At 58.4% G+C, this 19991-nt stretch carries 16 protein-coding genes and 6 pseudogenes; 14 read left to right on the forward strand and 8 right to left on the reverse strand.

The features are described 5' to 3' along the window. Positions 1–153 precede the first annotated feature (153 nt). The 6 genes and pseudogenes from AOA14_RS00715 to AOA14_RS00740 form a co-directional block, all read left to right on the forward strand. Entirely contained in the window at positions 154–831 is a 678-nt protein-coding gene (locus tag AOA14_RS00715) for a TetR/AcrR family transcriptional regulator (protein WP_039575391.1), read from the forward strand. A gap of 98 nt (positions 832–929) precedes the next feature. Continuing rightward, positions 930–1616, forward strand: a pseudogene (locus AOA14_RS00720) (DDE-type integrase/transposase/recombinase); the annotation flags it as partial. An 86-nt stretch (positions 1617–1702) separates the two neighbouring features. Then, positions 1703–2146: an IS66-like element accessory protein TnpA gene (gene tnpA, locus AOA14_RS00725; RefSeq protein WP_052208271.1), complete on the forward strand. Its 444-nt coding sequence runs from the start codon at positions 1703–1705 to the stop codon at positions 2144–2146. A gap of 26 nt (positions 2147–2172) precedes the next feature. Then, positions 2173–2499 carry an IS66 family insertion sequence element accessory protein TnpB gene (tnpB, locus tag AOA14_RS00730; protein WP_202988349.1) on the forward strand — a complete coding sequence of 109 codons (327 nt, stop codon included), beginning with the start codon at positions 2173–2175 and terminating at the stop codon, positions 2497–2499. 31 nt (positions 2500–2530) lie between these two features. Next, positions 2531–4048, forward strand: a complete 1518-nt coding sequence (gene tnpC, locus AOA14_RS00735; protein WP_054588696.1) for an IS66 family transposase — start codon at positions 2531–2533, stop codon at positions 4046–4048. Between the two features lie 12 nt (positions 4049–4060). Next, positions 4061–4333: pseudogene (locus AOA14_RS00740) on the forward strand (integrase core domain-containing protein); the annotation flags it as partial. An 18-nt stretch (positions 4334–4351) separates the two neighbouring features. Here the strand turns inward: AOA14_RS00740 and AOA14_RS00745 are convergent. From AOA14_RS00745 to AOA14_RS19025, 5 genes and pseudogenes are all read right to left on the reverse strand, one after another. Beyond that, positions 4352–4690 (reverse strand): hypothetical protein, encoded by a 339-nt coding sequence (locus AOA14_RS00745; protein ID WP_054588697.1) that lies wholly within the window; start codon positions 4688–4690, stop codon positions 4352–4354. Between the two features lie 36 nt (positions 4691–4726). Next, entirely contained in the window at positions 4727–4963 is a 237-nt protein-coding gene (locus tag AOA14_RS19530; RefSeq protein WP_202988350.1) for a hypothetical protein, read from the reverse strand. Next, positions 4960–5868, reverse strand: a complete 909-nt coding sequence (locus AOA14_RS00750) for an MlaD family protein (protein WP_054588698.1) — start codon at positions 5866–5868, stop codon at positions 4960–4962. Before AOA14_RS00750 ends, AOA14_RS19530 begins: the two co-directional genes overlap by 4 nt. After that, entirely contained in the window at positions 5868–6578 is a 711-nt protein-coding gene (locus AOA14_RS00755; RefSeq protein ID WP_062900419.1) for an ABC transporter ATP-binding protein, read from the reverse strand. Before AOA14_RS00755 ends, AOA14_RS00750 begins: the two co-directional genes overlap by 1 nt. After that, a pseudogene (locus AOA14_RS19025) lies at positions 6548–7329 on the reverse strand (IS5 family transposase). The gene AOA14_RS00755 and the pseudogene AOA14_RS19025 overlap by 31 nt, the downstream one beginning before the upstream one ends. A 72-nt stretch (positions 7330–7401) precedes the next feature. Between AOA14_RS19025 and AOA14_RS00770 the strand changes: the two are divergent. The 3 genes and pseudogenes from AOA14_RS00770 to AOA14_RS19030 all read left to right on the forward strand — a co-directional run. After that, positions 7402–8472 (forward strand): annotated as a pseudogene (locus AOA14_RS00770) (thiolase family protein); the annotation flags it as partial. 110 nt (positions 8473–8582) lie between these two features. Then, entirely contained in the window at positions 8583–9254 is a 672-nt protein-coding gene (locus tag AOA14_RS00775) for a TetR/AcrR family transcriptional regulator (RefSeq protein ID WP_039575427.1), read from the forward strand. 82 nt (positions 9255–9336) lie between these two features. Next, positions 9337–10097, forward strand: a pseudogene (locus AOA14_RS19030) (IS5 family transposase). 115 nt (positions 10098–10212) lie between these two features. On the opposite strand, the gene AOA14_RS00790 reads toward AOA14_RS19030, so the two are convergent. The 3 genes from AOA14_RS00790 to AOA14_RS00800 form a co-directional block, all read right to left on the reverse strand. Further along, positions 10213–10986 (reverse strand): NUDIX hydrolase, encoded by a 774-nt coding sequence (locus AOA14_RS00790; protein WP_082819772.1) that lies wholly within the window; start codon positions 10984–10986, stop codon positions 10213–10215. Between the two features lie 61 nt (positions 10987–11047). Beyond that, positions 11048–12637, reverse strand: coding sequence for an ABC1 kinase family protein (locus tag AOA14_RS00795; protein ID WP_039575416.1), 1590 nt, complete (start codon positions 12635–12637; stop codon positions 11048–11050). Positions 12638–12642: 5 nt separating this feature from the next. Further along, the gene (locus AOA14_RS00800; RefSeq protein ID WP_052208277.1) at positions 12643–13131 is read right to left on the reverse strand and encodes a MarR family winged helix-turn-helix transcriptional regulator; all 489 of its coding nucleotides are present in this window, start codon (positions 13129–13131) and stop codon (positions 12643–12645) included. A 131-nt stretch (positions 13132–13262) separates the two neighbouring features. Between AOA14_RS00800 and AOA14_RS00805 the strand changes: the two genes are divergently transcribed. From AOA14_RS00805 to AOA14_RS19040, 5 genes and pseudogenes are all read left to right on the forward strand, one after another. Beyond that, positions 13263–14390, forward strand: coding sequence for an HlyD family secretion protein (locus AOA14_RS00805; protein ID WP_054590305.1), 1128 nt, complete (start codon positions 13263–13265; stop codon positions 14388–14390). Beyond that, the gene (locus AOA14_RS00810; protein WP_095385529.1) at positions 14387–15958 is read left to right on the forward strand and encodes an MDR family MFS transporter; all 1572 of its coding nucleotides are present in this window, start codon (positions 14387–14389) and stop codon (positions 15956–15958) included. Before AOA14_RS00805 ends, AOA14_RS00810 begins: the two co-directional genes overlap by 4 nt. A 7-nt stretch (positions 15959–15965) precedes the next feature. After that, entirely contained in the window at positions 15966–17429 is a 1464-nt protein-coding gene (locus tag AOA14_RS00815) for an efflux transporter outer membrane subunit (RefSeq protein ID WP_039575413.1), read from the forward strand. Positions 17430–17670: 241 nt separating this feature from the next. Continuing rightward, a complete protein-coding gene (locus tag AOA14_RS19035) occupies positions 17671–18885 on the forward strand; it encodes an MlaE family ABC transporter permease (protein ID WP_082819773.1) in 1215 nt (404 codons plus the stop codon). A gap of 153 nt (positions 18886–19038) precedes the next feature. Further along, positions 19039–19820, forward strand: a pseudogene (locus tag AOA14_RS19040) (IS5 family transposase). Positions 19821–19991 lie beyond the last annotated feature (171 nt).

A 19991-nucleotide genomic window follows, 5' to 3' on the forward strand; every position in this document is an offset into this window, starting at 1 on the left:
CATTCCCTGCGAACGGCAGCGATCCTTTCAGGCAGGCAAAGTTCAGCGGGCCTCGTGGGTCTTGCATAAGCCCGGGCAATCTCGCGGGGGCGGGCTATACAATGCAAAGCGCTCTACGCTTGCAGCGCGGACAAGGTATGGCCAAGATGAGGCATGACGTCGACCCAAAAAACCAAAGAACAAGCTTCCGGACGAACAGGGAGGCCTACTCGACAAGCCTCGCAAGCACTTTCGAGGAAAATTCTCCGTGTCGCCCGCGATGTCTTCTTTGCCGACGGATTCGGTCGTTCAACGGCGGAACGGATTGCTGCAAAAGCAGGCATCTCCAAGCGCACTTTGTACGCCCGTTACGGGAGCAAAAAGCTGCTTTTCGAGGCGGTAATACTCAGGGAAATCGAGGATCGGCTCTCCTTCCTCGAACAGCACGTTCCCGAACATGGCGACGTTCGGCCCGAGCTTGAAGAGCTGTCCGATGAACTGCTATCCTGGATGCTTACCGACATTCATGTCGCGTTGGAACGCGTTGTAATGGCTGAGGCTGCACGTTTTCCCGCTTTAGCGCGAAACCTTTACGAATTCGGCGTAGGACGCACGACGAGATTGGTGGCAGAGGTTTTGCGCAAAGCCGAGGAGAGGGGAGAAATCAGGGTGTCAGACGCGAATTTTGCTGCGGAGCAGTTTATATCCAGCGTCATTTTGTCACCTTTTCGTCGGGCCGCTCTTGGAGTGGGAGTGACCAGTCACAATGAAACCTCTTCAGCCCGAATGAGGCAAGCTGTGGATCTATTTGTGTACGGCTGCCGCCCCTCCCAGAAGGGGAGCCATCCATAACATTCCCGCTTCATCTCGGGCTGGGCAGTTGTCACGACTAGGTGTTTAGTCCCAGCATGTGATGGTGTAAGCTTGTCATCGTCACAGCGGGAGGGATTATGGGCCAGCTTCTACACGGCAGCGCCAAGACCACGCACGCCGTTCGAGCGGAGCTACAGCGATCGCAAGCTCCGGTCGCGCAGCTCGCGAAGCGGTACGGGATCAACGAGAAGACGGTGATCAAGTGGCGCAGCCGGCCGTCGGTCGAGGACATGCCGGTGGGGCCGAAGGAACGGCGCAGCACCGTGCTGTCGCCGATGGAAGAAGCCGCGATCGTGGCGCTCAGGGTGCAGGCCCGGCTGCCGCTCGATGACGTCTTCATCGCGTTGAAGGACGTGATCCCGAACCTGACGCGCTCGTCGCTTCACCGCTGCCTGCAGCGGCACGGGATCAGCCGATTGCCGAAGGCGGATCGCGAGAAGCCGAAGAAGTTCAAGAAGTACGAGATCGGCTATTTCCACATCGATATCGCCGAACTGCGCTACGAAGGCGGCAAAGGATTCCTCTATGTCGCGGTGGACCGCACCTCGAAGCTGGTGTTCGCCCGCATCTATCGACGGGCGACCAAGCTCGCCGCGGCAGCCTTCCTGCGCGTGCTGATCAAGACGGTTCCCTACAGGATCCACACCATCCTGACCGACAACGGCGTGCAGTTCGTGCAGCGTGACCAGGGCGGCACACTGGGATGGATCGGCCATATCTTCGGCCGTGTCTGCGAGCAGAACGGCATCGAGCATCGCCTCACCGTAACCGGTGTTTCCCTGCCACCTTGCGGGAGTGAAGCGTGGCGTCGATTTTCGCTAGCCCGATCAGGCTGGAGGATGCTGATGCTATGATGATGACATGTGATGATGCTGGCACCAGCGTGGTTCGGCGTTTTGAGGTTTTCACAGGTGCGGGCCAGCGTCGGGAGTGGTCGCCTGAGGTAAAGGCGTCGATCGTCGCGGAGAGCTATTCGGGTCAGGAGACGGCCTGCGCGGTGGCGCGCCGTCATGGGCTTGCTCCGTCGCAACTATTCGCTTGGCGCCGGGATCTGCGCAAGAAGCTGGAGGACCAAGGGCTGACGCTTCCAGCGACGCCTGCGTTCGTGCCGGCGGTGATCGAACCGCTCCCTTCGGGTGATCCAGCCCCTGTCGCCAGGCGCGGCCGTCGCCGTCGGCGTCCCACAGTCAGTGCTGTCGAGCTGGAGATTGACGGCGTGGCGGTGAAGATCGGACGCGGGGCCGATGCGGCTGTGATCGCAGCGGTGATTGAAGCACTCAAGGCAACGCGATGATCGGACCTGGCGCTGGCGCGCGCGTGATGGTGGCGACGCGTCCGGTGGATTTTCGCAAGGGACCTGACGCCCTGGCCGCGCTGGTCGGCGCCGAGTATGGCGGCGACCCATATTCAGGCGTGATCTACGTGTTCCGGGCAAAGCGTGCTGACCGGATCAAGCTGGTCTGGTGGGACGGCACTGGCCTGTGCCTGATGGCCAAGAAGCTGGAGTCCGGCGGCTTCCGGTGGCCGGGCATCCAGGACGGCGTGATGCGTGTGACCTCAGCGCAACTCGGCGCGCTTCTGGAGGGTCTGGATTGGCGCCGGGTGCATGGCGGGCGCCGCCCGCAGGCCCCGCAGATTGCCTGTTGACGGGGCGTTCCCAGACTGATTCACTGCTCCCATGCTCATGGAAGCGGACCTGCCGGACGATGTTGACGCGTTACGCGCGCTCGTCCTCGAACAGGCCCGCAAGCTCGAGAGTGCCGACGCGGAAGCCGAACGCCTGAGGGCGATCATCGAGGCTTTTCGGCGTCATCGGTTCGGCCGCCGTTCCGAGCAGCTCGATCAGGATCAGTTGCAGCTGGGCCTTGAGGATGCCGAGACGGCGCTCGCGGAAGCCGAGGCCGCCAGCGAAGCGAAGGCCGGACGGCCTCGCAGTGATCCTGTGCGCAAGACCAACCGCGGTTCGCTGCCCGCGCATCTCGAGCGGATCGAACAGATCGTTGACGTCGAGAGCAATGCTTGCCCCTGCTGCGGCGGCGCCCTCCACCAGGTCGGCGAGGATGTCGCCGAGCGCCTCGATGTGGTGCCGACCACCTTCCGCGTCGTGGTCACCCGGCGGCCGCGTTATGGCTGCCGTTCGTGCGAGAGCGCGATCGTGCAGCCGCCGGCGCCGGCGCGGATCATTGAGGGCGGCATTCCGACCGAGGCACTGATCGCCCAGGTGCTGGTATCCAAGTATGCCGATCACCTGCCGCTTTACCGGCAGGCCCAGATATACGCCCGGCAGGGCATCCGGCTCGACCGATCCACTTTGGCCGACTGGGTCGGGCGAGCGGCCTGGTATCTGCGCCCCTTGCGTGACCACATTCTCGACGAGCTACGACGATCCGAGCGGCTGTTCGCCGACGAGACGACCGCCCCGGTGCTCGATCCCGGACGCGGGCGGACCAAGACCGGCCAGCTCTGGGCCTATGCCCGCGACGACCGACCATGGGGCGGCTGCGATCCGCCGATCGTCGCCTATGTCTATGCGCCAGATCGCAAGGCCGAGCGTCCCCAGTTCCATCTTGGTGATTTTGCGGGCATCCTACAGGTCGATGGCTATGGCGGCTACGCCGCGCTCCCCCGGCGGCGCCAGCAGATCAGGCTCGCTTTCTGCTGGGCGCATGTGCGTCGCAAATTCTACGAACTGGCTGATACATCCCCGGTCGCTACCGAGGTGCTGCGCCGCATCGCCTTGCTTTACGCCATCGAGGACGATGTGCGCGGCCTCTCGGCCGAGCAGCGTCGTGCCGCTCGGGCCGGACGCAGCCGCGTCATCATCGACGATCTTCACCAATATCTTGCCGCCCGTGGCCGCCAGGTCAGCGCCAAGAGCAAGCTCGGCGAAGCGATCCGCTACGCACTCACCCGCTGGGACGGCCTCTCACGCTTCATCGATGACGGTCGCATCGACCTCGACTCCAATACCGTCGAACGATCGATCAGGCCGCTGGCTCGCAATCGCAAAAATGCCCTGTTTGCCGGTTCCGACGAGGGCGGCGACAACTGGGCGGTGATCGCCACGCTCATCGAATGTTGCAAGCTCAGCACCATCAACCCCCACCAATGGCTGACCGAAACCCTCACCAGCCTCGCCAACGGTTATCCCGCCAACAGCGTCGGTGATCTCATGCCATGGACCGTCGTAGCCTGAAAACACCGGTTACGCCTCACCAAACCCTATCACCCATGGACCAACGGTCAGGCCGAAAGGATGGTGCGCACCATCAAGGAGGCCACCGTCAAATCTTTCCATTACACGTCGATCAACGAGCTGCGCCGCCATGTCCGCGACTGGTTGGTCGCTTACAACTTTGCCAAGCAGTTGAAGGCACTGCGCTTCAAGACACCCTATGAGGCCATCGAAGAACTCTGGAAATCCAAGCCGGATATCTTCAATTTGGAGCCACACCATCACATGCTGGGACTAAACACCTAAGTTTCCATTGGCTACCCGCTAATTGATCACCGCAGCCGTCCAACTCGCGATTTTGTCGGCCATTTCAAGGCTCGCGCGATCAAAGGCTTCGACGATACTCGAAACGCTGTTTGCGCTTGCTGTCCTATCAAGGACGATGCGCGTGACTGCCAGTGGTTCCGATTCTTTGGATCGGCTTAGTTCCACTTGCGCGGCGATGCGAATGATCGGGGCCGCGTCGGGCCCCTGCTCGTAATAGGCTGCAAAAGAAGAAAGCCGTGCGGATAGGACGTAATGATCGGAAGCCACGCTCTGGACAGGGATATATGCGTGATCGATTTTGCGCGCTACGCTTCCGGCAATAGCCTCGCGGATCATCTCGGGCGCAGGCCTCATCCACCGTGCTTTGGCCAGCTACGTGACTTCGCGATTCTCGATCGTGAGGATCCTGTCTCCATCGGCCCCAGGCGGAAGCGTCGGTCGCGTAATATACACCGGAATCCACTGTCGTGCAATTTCACGCTCCGGTACGGGCGTGCTGCTGATCCGGTACAACGTCGATTTGCCGCCAGTTCCCAGAATATTCCCGCAACCAGAAAGGCAAATTAGCGCGCCCGTCAGCAAAAACATTCTTGCAGAGATCGTTTTCATTGGGGGAGCTTCCTTTCACGAGGGGTCCGTCGTAGCTGGCCGGCGAGCTGCTCGATTTCCTGCGCCGCGCTATCGAGCGATTTCAAAGTTGCAGCAATCCCGGAGCCGTCGGGCGCCGCCAATCCACTCGCGGCGTCATCAAGCCTGTGAATGACCACCCTCGCCTCGGCGATCCCCTCTCGAAGATCTCGAGCAGCTGCCGAGACATCGGCAAACGTCTTGCGACCGTCGCCATCGATCGCCGTGCGCGCCGATGCGGCCGCGGCCTCGATATCGGCCGCCGCCCGGTCCAGGCGTGCAAACGCTTGTTCAGCCTTGCTGAACATTCCGCGACTAGATCGCAATTCCGCCGTGGTAGCTCTTACATCCGCAATAGCAGCCGAAACATTTTCGATATTCTCGTCGGACAAGGTCCGGTTGACCCTTTCCAGGGCCTGCGAAGCGTCCGCCAACAATGCGCCACCTCCATCCATCAGGGATTGTAGCGAACTTTTTTCCGCCTTAATCACTGGGAGCGTTTCCTTGGAAACCTCCTTCAACAACGGCTTAGAGGGCGTCCCCGCACTGATCTGGATGTAGCTTCCGCCGGTTATGCCTTGCGACTCCGTCGCGGCGGTAGAATCGACGCGCACAGGCGTATCCTCGCGCAGGCGCACCCCTGCAAGCACCCTGTTTGGATTTCTGGGATCAAGACTAATACGCGTGATTTCTCCCACCGGAATTCCGTTGAACTGCACCTCGCCTCCCTCGCTAAGACCGCGGACGGGACCATCGAAAATGATCCGATACTCGTCGAAATTACGGGCGAATTGGGATTGACCGAGCCAGAGGATGAAGCCGAAAGCCGCCGCTAGCAGAGCCAGCGTCAGGCCCCCAATCAGACCGTAGTTCGCGTCGCGTTCCATTAACGGTTCCTTTCCTTGGCGCGCTCCGCCCGCCCTCCCAAAAACGCCCTGATCCAAGGATGGTCAGACCTCTCAAGTTCCGCGATTGGCGAAACCTCGACAATTTTCTGATCCGCAACCACGGCCACGCGGTCGCTGATGGAATACAGGCTGTCGAGATCATGGGTCACCATCACGACAGTAAGCCCCAGCGTGTCGCTCAGCGTCCGTATCAGCTGGTCAAATTCGGCGGCGGCGATCGGGTCGAGGCCCGAAGTGGGTTCGTCAAGGAACAGCAATTCTGGATCGAGCGCCAAGGCCCTCGCTACGCTTACACGTTTTCGCATTCCGCCTGAAAGTTCAGCGGGCATTTGCCGGCCCACCTCGGCATCGAGTCCGACAAGGCCGATTTTCATCAGAGCCACGGCCTCGAGCCACGGCTCTCTAAGACGGGTATGTTCGATGAGAGGAGCCTCGACATTTTCTTGCACACTAAGAGAAGAAAAAAGCGCGCCATTTTGAAACATGACGCCAATTCGGTGATCAATTTCCGTACGATCAAAGCGACTCCCAATTTTTTTCTGAAAGATTTCGATTGTCCCATGGCTAGGCGCAATCAGGCCCAAAATGGTGTTCATCAGGACGGATTTTCCACTACCGGACCCTCCGACGACACCAAGAATCTCGCCACGATGGACTTCTAGGCCGCGTTGACAAAAGACTTCAGCCATAGCCGCGTGGCGGCGAGGTTTAGGAAGCTCTCGAACGAGAGAAGGGTTTTGTCATATCGAGTGGCGATGCGTCGTTGCTGTTTGAGCTTTCCGAACATGCGCTCGACGCGGTTGCGGTCCTTGTAACGGCGATAGTCGGGATGCTCTGGCACCTTGCGGTTCGAGCGGGGCGGGATGATCGGCAGGATGCCCCGGGTCAGCAGGCTTTCCCGGAAGCGATCACCATCATAGCCCTTGTCCGCGAGCAGCGCCTTGGGTGTGGCGACGGGGATCGCCATCAGCGGTTCGGCAGCGGTGTAATCAGAAGCCTCGCCGCCGGTCAGGATGAAGCCGACAGGCAGTCCTTGATTGTCGCAGCGGGCGTGGATTTTGCTCGTAAAGCCGCCGCGTGATCGACCAAGAGCGTTCGCACAAGCCCCCCTTTTCCGCCCGCTGCCGAAACATGGCCGCGAACGCTGGTGCTGTCGATCATATGTTGCCAGTCGTCGGTCAGACCCAGATCGACCAGCGTTTGCAGCAGGGCATCCCAGACACCCTGTTCGGCCCAGCGCCGGAAGCGGACATAGACCGAGTTCCACTTGCCGTAGCGCTCGTGCATGTCGCGCCAAGGGCAGCCGACCCGCAGCACGTGAAGCATGCCGTTGAGAAAGCGACGATTATCGCCCGACGGCCGCGCCCAGCGACCACGTTCAGGCGGCAGCAGCGGCCCAATCAGGTCCCACTCCGCATCCGACAAATCCCCGCGACCCATGACTGATCCTCAAAAAGCAGTCTTGAATCAGAAGGAGGAGGATTTGGGAATCCCTTTTGTCAACACGGCCTAGGTGTCGATGCCACAAAGTTAGCGTTGAACGACTGCGGACTGGAGTGGTCGAATGTCGAAGCAGCATTCGGGGGATCGTCAGCCTCGGGGAATGCCGATGCCTTGATGCCGCGAATGGGTCTCACGGGAATTCAGTTCATAAATGTAGCGAATGGCTGCGCAACCGGTGGTTCTGCCGTGCTGTCTGCGTACTGGGCGATCAAGGCCGGTGAGTTTGACACGGCTTTGGCGGTAGGGTTTGATAAGCATCCTCGCGGCTCCTTCAATCCCGATCCAGAGAAATATGGGCTCCCACAATGGTACGGCGATACCGGCCTTATGTTGACGACCCAGTTCTTCGCCCTGAAGATTCAGCGCTATATGCACGATCATGGTATTTCGGCTCGGACGCTCGCCCGGGTCGCGTCCAAGGCATTCGAGAACGGTTCGCGCACTCCCCACGCCTGGCGGCGCGCGGCGATGGACCAGGGCGCAATCCTGGCTTCCCGCATGATAAGCGATCCTCTAACACAATATATGTTCTGCAGCCCCTCGGAGGGCGGCGTGGCGCTGATCCTTGCTTCCGAGAAAAAGGCTCGCGAATTGGGACGGACGCAGGTCAGGTTGAGGTCGGCAGCGGTAAAAACAAGGCCAGAAAACAGCTTTGAAGTGTTTTCTCCTTCTCTTTCTGTCGAGAGGGGCGAAACGCCGACAATGCTTGCAGCTCGCGCCGCCTTTGATAAGGCGGGTCTCGGTCCGAAAGACATTGATGTTGCCCAGTTACAGGATACCGAAAGCGGCGCTGAAATCATGCATATGGCGGAAAACGGCTTCTGCCGTGATGGCGATCAGGAACAATGGCTTGCCGACGGACTAACCGCTCTTGGCGGGCAACTGCCAATCAATACGGACGGTGGATGTATTGCCTGTGGGGAACCGATTGGCGCCTCCGGCTTGCGTCAGGTTTATGAAAATGTTCTGCAGTTACGCGGGAAGGCCGAAAACAGGCAGGTCGAAAACGCCAGACTTGCTTATTCGCAAGTATATGGGGCTCCAGGACTTGCTGCAGTTGCGATCCTAGAAAAAATTTAATTTGCTGCGAAGCGCAGCTGTATTTAAGTGTTTGTTCTAATATTGGATATGATAAATATTGGGAACAATAATAGGTGCTAAAAATAAAAACAACATATGATAGCGTCACGATGGCTGAACGGCGTCAGCGGATCCTTTATGAAGTTCGGAAGCTCGTCAATGAGGAGGGGTTGGAAGGCTTCAGCATGCGCGAGATCAGCAAGAGGGCGAACGTCGCGCCCAAGACTCTCTATAATGCCTTTGGAGATCGTGATCGCTTGATCGGTTGCGCCATTCGAGAGGTGTACGATGCGGTTCGACAGAATGTCCAATTCAGGACTTCAGACAGAACGCTTGAGGGTTTGTTGGATCGCGCCATAGTGCTTAATCGAGGAAATCTGAAGGCGCGAAATTACGCACAGGCAGTGGCCACAATCTACTTCTCGCCTAGTACAAATCCATACTTGCGCTCGTTGCTACAGGAAATGGCGGTTGGCAATACGCGAGAGTGGTTGGAAGATGTTCGTGCCAAGGGTGGGCTTCACGATTGGGTGAATATCGATCATCTGACCCGCCACATGGCAAACATGGAATATGGCCTAATACTTGAATGGGCGACGAGCAGCGTGAAAGATTCGGATTACCTTTTTCACTTCGTCGAGATTATTCTCTTCAGTGCGTTGGCGGCAACGCGAGGAGAAGTCAGAGAAACAGCAAATTCCATTCTTACAAAAATGGTAGCTACAGGCGAGCTACCTAAGTTCGAGAACCCAATTATTCGCCCGATTGACGTGCCAAAGTAGACTGCAATGGCGTGCCCTAGGGTCAGGACCCATTGATTTGCGGTGATGGCTGTGATTCAGGCGGCTGCGAAGGAGCCTGAATTTGAGCGATTTATTCTGGCTGACGGACGAGCAGATGGCTCGGCTTCAGCCCTATTTTCCCAAGAGCCATGGCCGCGAGCGCGTTGATGATCGGCGCGTTTTGAGCGGGATCATCTTCGTCAACCGCAATGGGCTGAGGTGGCGCGATGCGCCGAGGGAATACGGCCCGGCGAAGACGCTCTACAATCGCTGGAAGCGGTGGAGCGACAAAGGCATCTTCATCCGCATGATGGAAGGCCTGGCGACACCTCAGGCTCCCGAGCGCAAGACGATCATGATCGACGCGACCTATCTTAAAGCGCACCGCACGGCGTCGAGCCTGCGGGTAAAAAAGGGGGTCCAGGACGCCTGATCGGCCGGACGAAAGGCGGCATGAACACCAAGCTTCATGCCGTGAGTGATGCGAATGGTCGTCCAATCAGCTTCTTCCTGACCGCCGGACCGGTCAGCGACTACACTGGCGCGGCCGCTTTGCTCGACAGTCTGCCCAACGCGCAATGGATGCTGGCCGACCGAGGCTATGATGCCGACTGGTTCCGCGACGCCCTGCAGGAGAAGGGTATCACGCCCTGCATCCCGGGCTGAAAAATCCGGAACACGACCGTAAAGTACGACAAACGCCGCTACAAACGCCGTAACCGCATCGAGATCATGTTCGGCCGCCTCAAAGACTGGAGGCGGGTCGCAACACGCTACGATCGCTGCCCGAAGGCCTTCTTCTCCGCCGTCGCACTCGCCGCAACCGTCATCTTCTGGCTCTGATCAATGAGTCCTGACCCTAGACTATGCGACAAGAAATACTGGGATAAAACAAGCCATTCCCCCAGTTACCCGGCTACGGATCGTAAGAGTTTGCCCCCGCTTGCTTGCTTCTATCTCAGCTGATAACTTCGAAGGCTGTGCCGTATCCCACGTCGGCGGGGATAGTGAGGATGTTCTTGCCGTCTCGCTGGATGACTTCTGGAAGGACCGGCACGATTTCGCGAGCCTTGGCCCGCGCGACGCAATCGTCTGCGCTCGCAGCTTCGGCTAGCAGTTGCAGGTTCAATCGCGTGGGAAAGATGATCGTTCGTTCACCGCTGACACCCAGTTTCAGGGCTTTGCTTGGCGAAAGCCATTCCGCATCAACGGTTTCATATCCATCACATGCTGCGATCTGGCGCTCTGGGGCGCGAACGACGAAGAAATGAGTGTCGAAGCGCTTTTGCATAAAGCTGGGCGTGATCCACCGCGCGAACTCGCTCAGGCGATCAAGGCGCAGTTGCACATCGGCCTCGCGCACAATGTCGAAAAATTCGCGCTCGCCTCGCTCGACGGCTTTGCGGCTTTCAAGATCGCAAATATCCTCGAACTCGCTACCGTCGCGATGATCGGCCAGCAGGATGCCTGCTTCCTCAAAGGCTTCACGAATCGCGGCAATCCGAAGGGTGCGCTGCGTAGGATCTAGCGTTTTCCAGCCCCTGCAATAATCGGCCCATTCAGGCGCTTCATCGGCAGCAGAAGGCTTTCCACCGGGAAAGACCAGCGCGCCGGATGCAAAATCGATCTGGTGATGCCGCTTGACCATCAGCACCTGGAACTCCGGCTCGTCGCGAAGCAACAGCATGGTGGCTGCGGGGACCGGATCGACTGGCTTCTGCAGTGTCATCATAAACTCCAGTTCTCAGTTGGCCTGATATTGGACGCTGGCCCGTTCAAGCTGAGCAACGATCTTATCGCCATTTGCGCAGAAGAACCAACCCGGCAAGAGCCACTGCAACACTTGCAAGCACCCAGGATTGATTCGCAAGCAGCGCCGCGGAGACGATAAGTGCGGCCGCCACAGGACCTTTGACAGGCTGGCTCGCGCGGCGAATGGCTGCGAGCTTCTCAAAACTTGCCGGATCAATCTGGACAGGCACATGCCCGGACTTGGCTATAGCGGCGGCGTTATCGAGAAGGTCAGGCATGATCGCCGCTAGGGCGAGGAGTTGTCGGCGAACTTTTTTTAAATTGGCGCGATTCCTGCCAAGGGAGAATCTTTCTGCGAACAGCTCCAACATGATGGGGCGTGTTTCCTCCCCGATATTATAGTCAGGCGCAAAGGAACGCGCAAACCCTTCCGCCGTGAGCAATGTTCGAAGAAGGATCGCCAGATCAGGCGGAAGTGCGAGCTGATAGTCTCGCAGGAGATCGAACACGCGGCTGAAAATATGCGAGAACTCAATCCCCGAAAGGACCGTTCCCCTGAACTCACCGATCAGCTGGTCCAAATTCTGGGTGAGCCCATCACGGTCAACTTTCGGATCTCCAGCCCATTCGAGCAACACGTTCGCGACGTCTGCTGTGTCTTCGTCGGCTATAGCCATGACAAGTCGTACCAGTTCCTCGCGCCTCGCCTTTGTGAGAGTGCCGACCGATCCGAAGTCGATAAAGCCCACATCCTGTTCCCCGATAAGGAAAACATTGCCTGGATGCGGATCGCCATGAAATTCGCCATTCAGAATGATCATGCGCAGGACTGCATTCGCATATTGTCTCGCGAACGCCGCCACGCGTGGGTCGGTCGATTCGGCCTCGATCGCAGACGCGGGCGTTCCATACAGCCGCTCCTGGACGTTGACCCGTATCCCCGTCAGTTCCCAATGAATTGTTGGAGTCTTGATCCCAAGCGTATCAAGATAGCCACCGATACGCTCGCATGCACGAGCTTCTGCTGCCAGATCCATTTCCCAGGCAAGATTTCTGCCAAAGGTTCGCAGGAACTCTACGGGGCGATAGCGGGCGATTTCAGGGGATCGATCCTCGGCAACGGCGGCGAGGCGCGTCAGGAGCCGCACATCGGCCTCCATTCGCGCAGCAGTGCCCGGACGCCGCACCTTTATGATAACGTCGGCGCCGTCGAGCAGCGAAGCAGAGTAGGTCTGCGCTACCGAAGCCGAAGCCAGTGGTTGTTCATCGAATTGGGTGAATTCCCCTCGCCAGTCAGCTCCCCAGCTTGCGGCAAGGATGGGCTCGATTTCTTCGAATGGCACCGGAGAAACCTGATCGTGGAGCGTCGCGAAGGCAGCAATCCAGGACCTGGAAAACAGATCGCTGCGCGTCGCCAGCAGCTGTCCAAGCTTTATTCCGACCGGACCAATGTCGCGCAGGAGTGCGACGACCGCCGCCGGCCGCAATTCACCTGGATCGATTGACTTGGCCGGATGCGGAATGACTCCGAGAGCGCCCGCCAGGCTTTTGGCGCCGTGCCGGACAAGAATCTGTCCTATCTCGGCGGCGCGTGCGATGTCTCCTATCGGTTTATCTCGGAACCCAGGCATATGTCCTATTCCGCATCGGTCCGGCTCTGATCGAGATTCGACGCAATCCGCACAAGAATGTCCAGCAACGTCCGTTTTTCGTCGCGCGTGGCGTTCCGCCATAGGACCCTATGCAGCCCGTCCGCGGATTCTCTCAGTTGGGGCAACAACCTGTCGAGCTCCTGGGTCAGGATGAGCTGCCATGCCCGGCCGTCCGTTTTGGCTCGTCGCCTTTCCATCAATCCTTTCCCACAAAGGCCAGCGACGGCTTGACCGATCGTGGCGGATTCCAACTCTAGTCGCTTGGCAATTCCGGCCTGCGTCAACGATGGTTCGCGGAGAAGTTGTCCGATGATGCGCCACTGCGTCTGATTGAGGCCAATCTTGGCAATCCGTGCGTCATAAGCGCGCCTCGCCCCCCGACTAATCTCGTCCATCAAATATAGCATACGGTCGTCGTCGGTGAGGGCGCCTTCGCGAAGCCGTGGCGGCATTGTGTCGAGATTTGCGTTCATACCGCTGCCTAGTCCGTTTCGTGGGAATGCCAAAACGCAAATTACTAAACGATTTTACTAACCGGATGGAACGGTCTACGCCACGCCATGAAGCGACTTAGCACATGTCCAAAATCCTTCGAAAGAGGCAGATGACCGACGAACCAAATGAGCGGGAACAGGATCGCGCGCCCGCATCCAGCCTGAAATCGCAACCCAAATTTCGCCTCATCCTCATCATAGCCATCACTGCTGCGCTGATTGCAGGTGGTTGGTGGTATTACAGGCATGTCACCTATGGGCAGTACATGCAGTCGACCGACAACGCCTATGTCGCGGCCGACAGCGTTGTGGTTTCATCAAAAGTGGCCGGATACGTGGACGCGGTGCTCGTCTCTGAGAACGGGCGGGTCAGTCCCGGCGAGGCGCTCGTGCAACTGGATGTGCGAGATTATAGAGCCCAGGCGCAACAGGCGCGTGCGCAAATTGCGGCGACGCTGGCCGGCGCCGACACAATCCGCTCGCAAGTAACCGAACAGGACTCAGCGATTCGGCAGGCGCGGGCCCAACTCGCCGCCAAGCGCGCGGCGCTCGACCTCGCCAATGAGCAGGTAGCGAGGTATCGCCCCCTTGCCGCGACCGGTGCGGAGCCGCGAGAAAAGCTTCAACAATATGAGACACAGGCGCAGCAAGCGCACGCCGACTTTGTTGCTGCCCAGGCAGCAGTCTCTGCTGCCAACGGTCGGAGGGCCACCTTGTTCAAACAGATCGACCAGACCGAAGCCCAAGCTGACGCGGCCCGCGCGCAGCTGGAAGCGGCCGACCTAGATGTCACATCGACTCTGCTGCGAGCCAGCAAGGGAGGTCGCGTTGGCGATCTAACAGTAAGGGTCGGCCAATTCGTTCAGCCCGGTCAGCGATTGATGACGGTGGTTCCGGTAAACGAAATCTACGTCATCGCTAATTTCAAGGAGACGCAGGTCGGCCTTTTGCGGGCGGGGCAACCGGTCAGGCTCGAGGTCGATGCTCTTCCCGACTTTGAGATTGCTGGACGCGTTGAGAGCATCTCGCCCGGAACCGGAGCAGAATTTTCGATCCTGCCGCCCGAAAACGCCACAGGGAATTTCACCAAGATTGTTCAGCGGATAACGGTTCGTATCGCGATAATAGCCTCGCCCAAAGTGCGTCGTCTGCTCGTCCCGGGCATGTCGGTTGTGGCAGTTGTCGACACGCGAAACGCTGCCGGAGAGCTGAAAGAGATCTCGAGTACCGACAAATGACCGCCGAGTTGGCATCGAACAGCGCCTCTGGTACTCCGACTGCAGAAAGGCGGAATGCCGATATCACCGCGTGGATAGCGGTCGCAGCGGGTGCACTTGGCGCCATGCTCGCAACACTCGATATCTCTATCGTCAATTCCGCGCTTCCGGTGATCCAGGGCGAAATCGGAGCCAGCGGCACCGAGGGCACTTGGATTGCCACCGCATTTCTCGTTGCCGAAATTGTGGTAATTCCGCTTAGCGCCTGGCTTGAACGCCTTTTTGGACTGCGAAACCTGCTCATCATTGCGGTTTCCGCGTTCACCGGCTTCTCAATTCTTTGCGGTATGGCGACCGACCTCACGACCATGATCATCGGTCGCACGGGTCAGGGTTTCATGGGTGGTGCGCTGATACCAACTGCGATGACCATCGTGGCGAAAAGATTGCCGCCCCATCAACAGCCGATCGGCATGGCGCTGTTCGGCATGACAGTGATTCTGGGTCCGGTCATGGGGCCGCTGATCGGTGGCTGGCTGACCGAAAATTTGAGCTGGCACTATGCCTTCTTTGTCAATGTTCCAATCTGCGCCGTACTGCTGCTGCTGCTATTCGTCGGGCTTCCTCACGAAGAGCCGAAGTGGGAGTATCTGACCGATGCTGATTGGGCGGGCATTGCCGGCCTGATTCTGGGGTTGGGCGCTTTGACTGTGTTGCTTGAGGAGGGGCATCGCGAGGAATGGTTTGAATCCGCTCTTATTCGCTGGCTGGCACTCATTGCCGTTATCGGTTTCGCTTCACTCATATACGGGCAGCTGAACGCGTCGAAGCCCGTCCTGAAACTCCGCCTCCTTCTCAATCGCCAATTCGGAAGCGTTGCGGTGATGGCTCTCGCCCTGGGAATGGTCATGTATGGTTCGACCTACGTCATTCCCCAATTTCTTGCGATCATATCCGATTATAACGCTTTTCAAACCGGGCTCGTTATATTTTGGATGGGTATTCCGGCTTTTGTGCTTATGCCGATCCTGCCCTTCATGATCCGCAGACTCCACATTCGCATTGCCGTCGGTGTCGGAATGCTTCTGATGGCGGCCAGCTGTTTCGTCAGCATAAGCCTCACCGCGGAATCTGGGGGCGCCGTATTCATCGAAAGCCAGCTTATTCGGGGTGTTGGCATGATTCTGGCCATGATGTTCCTGAACCAGGCTACCGTAGCCTCGGTGGCAAAGACAGATGCTGGCGATGCCTCCGGTATTTTTAACGCCGCTCGAAATCTCGGAGGATCTTTCGCTTTGGCCGGACTGGCTTCGTTTCAGGACCAGCGGATCTGGCACCATAGCCGGCGCATGGAAGAGACGCTGAATGCCAACAGTGCTTCACTCCAGATTTATCTTGATGAACTCGCGAAAAGCTTCGGCGGGATGGAGGGTGCCATGTCGATGCTAGGCCGGACCATCCAGCGGGACGCGTTCGTAATGACCTACAATGATGTATTCTTGGTGATGGGCGTCCTGACCTTGATGACCGTTCCTTTGGTCATCTTTTTGAAGCCGCTTCCCAAGAATGTTTCCCTTTCGATGCACTGAGCCTGACATGATAAGAAAATCTGTAATATCGCTTCTCGCCTCGTTTCTGCTGGCCGGTTGTGTTGCGGGCCCAGACTACGCCGGGCCTCCAGAAGTATTCTCGGCGAACCGAAATGACGGCTTTGTCCGTGCCGGCGGTAACATCATCGATACCGAGCCCGAGCTGGCAGAGTGGTGGCTCCTTTTGAACGATCCGGAATTGACCAGGCTTATCGAGGCTGCGTTATCGGACAATCCTTCGCTTCAGGCTGCGCAAGCGCGGATTGCGCAGGCGCGGGCATCCGTGAGACAGGAGAAGGCCGGAAGATTTCCGACGCTTGGAACCCAGGCGACGGCTATTCAGGGCCGCTTGCCGGGCCTTGATATTCAGAACAGTGCCCCGCCTTCGGCGAGCGCGCCTGTTAGTCCGCAGGGACAGGCGGATGATAGCCTCAGTGTCTACAATCTCGGGCTCAACGCTAACTGGGAGCTGGATTTCGCAGGAGGAACGCAGCGACGGATCGAGGCCGGCAACGCTCAGGCCGCGGCAGCGGTTGCCAATGTGGAGGATGCCAAGGTCCAGCTGACCGCCGAAGTTGCCAATGCCTATGTCAACCTGCGCGAGGCCCAGTTTCGAGCCAAAGCGTACCGAACCGAGTGCGAGTTGCAGCAGCAAACCCTCTCGCTAACCTATCAACGGTATCAGCAAGGCGTGTTGCCCCTGTTCCCTCTCGGCAATGCAAATGCCGAGCTCGAGCTGCTCAAGTCTCAGCTCGCCGAGGCCGAAGCTGACACGGCGGTATTGCTCGATGCGCTTGCCATTCTAGCTGGACAGATCCCAGGGACAACGGACGAAGCGCTGAAACAGATCTTCGATGTTCCCCTCCCGCCGGAACAGGTCGCCGTGGGCGACCCCTCCAACCTTGTCGCACGTCGGCCCGACATCCGCGCGGCCGAACGCAGCCTGGCGGCAGCAACGGCTCGGATCGGTGTTGCGGAGGCTGCACGATTTCCGAAGCTGTCATTCATGGGAATCTTGGGACTTGGCGGAACGTCGCCAGACGATCTCTTTGATGTGAGCAATCCGTCAATTCTCGCCATTCCACAGTTGCAGTGGAACTTCCTCGATTTCGGAAGGGTCGATGCCTCGGTCGATCAGGCGAGCGCCGTCCGTGCCGAGGCAGTTGCCAACTATCGAAAGACGGTGCTTTCTGCACTTCAGGACGCCGAGCGCGCGTTGTCGCGCTTTAGCCAGCAGCGCTCTGCCCTGGTGGCGTTCGCGCAGATCAAGTCCCAGGCAGATGGCGCAGCCGATCTTGATCGACAACGATTTGCCGGCGGAGTGATCTCGCGCGCCGACCTAAATCGCACGCTTCGCAAACAGCAGCAGGCGGCAACCGACCTCGTCCGGGGAAAGGCGGCGCTCACGCTGTCATGGATCGCCCTGCAAAAATCACTCGGCCTGGGATGGCAAGTGCAAGCAAAGATTTAATGTCACCTACGAGTGTCGTTAATATGAACTCTAAGGTGCGATATCGGTTCAGAAAGAATCTCATAGGGATTTCAACTGACAATTTTATCTAGCCTTAGCAAGAGTATCCTGTGCTTATTCAAACGATCTGTCGGCCGATTTGTGCGCAGCATACTCCTTGCAAGCGACCTGATATAACGCTACGGTGACGTTTACATAATGTCATTGAGGCAAGGCGCGATGTGTGGATCGGCATGGTTAAATGTGTGGGGTCAGTGGTCCCGCTTGCTGGCATGATCCGCTCGATGACGGGTTATGGGAGAGGGAGTTGCCACGGGCGATCCGCTCTCCCGACACCGGTTGGAGACTTGCTGCGATGAATGCGCGCACAGCACCGAACATCTTCGTTCGCGAAGGAGATGGCATTTCAACGTTGGTCGTTGAAGGTGACTGGACAGCGATGTCGATCGCAGGCCTTTCCGGGCATGTTCTGAGTCCCTCGAACCTCTCCTTCTCAAGCGACTTCGGAAACCTGGGAAGGATAGACAGCGCAGGCGCGCTCGCCATCCTGACTCTCGCACCCAATGCGGCATTTACCGCAGACCTGCCCGCCAATCTTGCTGATCTGTTCGCGCTGGTGGGCTCGGCCATGGCCGACCGCGATGTCCCGCCAATCAAAACTCCCCCATTTCACGTGCGTCTTGGCCAAAAAGTTTATCGAGCTGTCCAGGAAATCGGCGCAAGCGCTCGATTTCTCGGCCAACTTGAGGTGGCGCTCATGAAATCTCTTGCACATCCCAAAAGGATGCGATTGATCGCACTGGCGTCGTCAATTCAGAAGGCCGGCTTCGATGCGCTGCCACTCATAGCGATCATGACATTCTTTATCGGCGCAGTGGTGGCTCTCATAGGAAGCGATCTGCTCAAGACATTGGGTGCATCGGAACTGGTCGTCGAACTGGTTGGCATATCCGTCCTCCGCGAGTTCGGCGTCCTCATTCCCGCGATACTACTTGCCGGTCGGTCCGCTTCCACTTTCGCGGCCCAGATCGGCGCAATGCGAATGAATCAAGAGACGCAGGCAATGAAGGTGATGGGCATCGACCTGTTCGACGCGCTGGTTGTGCCACGCGTATTGGCATTGCTTGTAATTATGCCCCTCCTGGCGATTGTTGCCATGCTGGCTGGTTTGGCCGGCGGGCTTGTCGTCAGCTGGGGCATACTCGACGTGAGCCCGACATATTTCGCCGAACGACTCTCAGCTGCGGTCGATATCCGACACTTCTGGGTTGGAATGGCAAAAGTACCGGTGCTGGCCATTGTGATTGCGCTTGCCGGATGTCGCCACGGCCTTTCGGTACGCGGAGATGTTGAGGATCTGGGCGGGCGGGTGACCGTCGCCGTTGTCCAAGCGCTATTCGCAATCATCCTTCTGGATGCCGCCTTTGCAATTCTCTTCAACGTGCTCGAAATATGATTTGCGATCCGGACATCGTTATTCGGGTGGAGAATCTTAAAACCCGATTTGGCGATCACATTATCCACCAGGATTTGAACCTAGGCCGTGTTGACAAAAGGGATTCCCAAATCCTCCTCCTTCTGATTCAAGACTGCTTTTTGAGGATCAGTCATGGGTCGCGGGGATTTGTCGGATGCGGAGTGGGACCTGATTGGGCCGCTGCTGCCGCCTGAACGTGGTCGCTGGGCGCGGCCGTCGGGCGATAATCGTCGCTTTCTCAACGGCATGCTTCACGTGCTGCGGGTCGGCTGCCCTTGGCGCGACATGCACGAGCGCTACGGCAAGTGGAACTCGGTCTATGTCCGCTTCCGGCGCTGGGCCGAACAGGGTGTCTGGGATGCCCTGCTGCAAACGCTGGTCGATCTGGGTCTGACCGACGACTGGCAACATATGATCGACAGCACCAGCGTTCGCGGCCATGTTTCGGCAGCGGGCGGAAAAGGGGGGCTTGTGCGAACGCTCTTGGTCGATCACGCGGCGGCTTTACGAGCAAAATCCACGCCCGCTGCGACAATCAAGGACTGCCTGTCGGCTTCATCCTGACCGGCGGCGAGGCTTCTGATTACACCGCTGCCGAACCGCTGATGGCGATCCCCGTCGCCACACCCAAGGCGCTGCTCGCGGACAAGGGCTATGATGGTGATCGCTTCCGGGAAAGCCTGCTGACCCGGGGCATCCTGCCGATCATCCCGCCCCGCTCGAACCGCAAGGTGCCAGAGCATCCCGACTATCGCCGTTACAAGGACCGCAACCGCGTCGAGCGCATGTTCGGAAAGCTCAAACAGCAACGACGCATCGCCACTCGATATGACAAAACCCTTCTCTCGTTCGAGAGCTTCCTAAACCTCGCCGCCACGCGGCTATGGCTGAAGTCTTTTGTCAACGCGGCCTAGGGACCTCACCGGCGGATTTCCATCAAGGCCAGCGGCACTCAAAACGCCGCACAAACAGGCCGGACATATGAAAGCAACCGATCAAAGCCATCGCGACCACAAAGCCCTTGCCATAGGGGGCGTCCACATATGAATCAGAAAACCGCCCAAAAAAGAATCCCCTTTGAATCA

It is taken from the genome of Sphingopyxis terrae subsp. terrae NBRC 15098 (genome assembly GCF_001610975.1).
GTDB classification, from domain to species: Bacteria; Pseudomonadota; Alphaproteobacteria; order Sphingomonadales; family Sphingomonadaceae; genus Sphingopyxis; species Sphingopyxis terrae_A.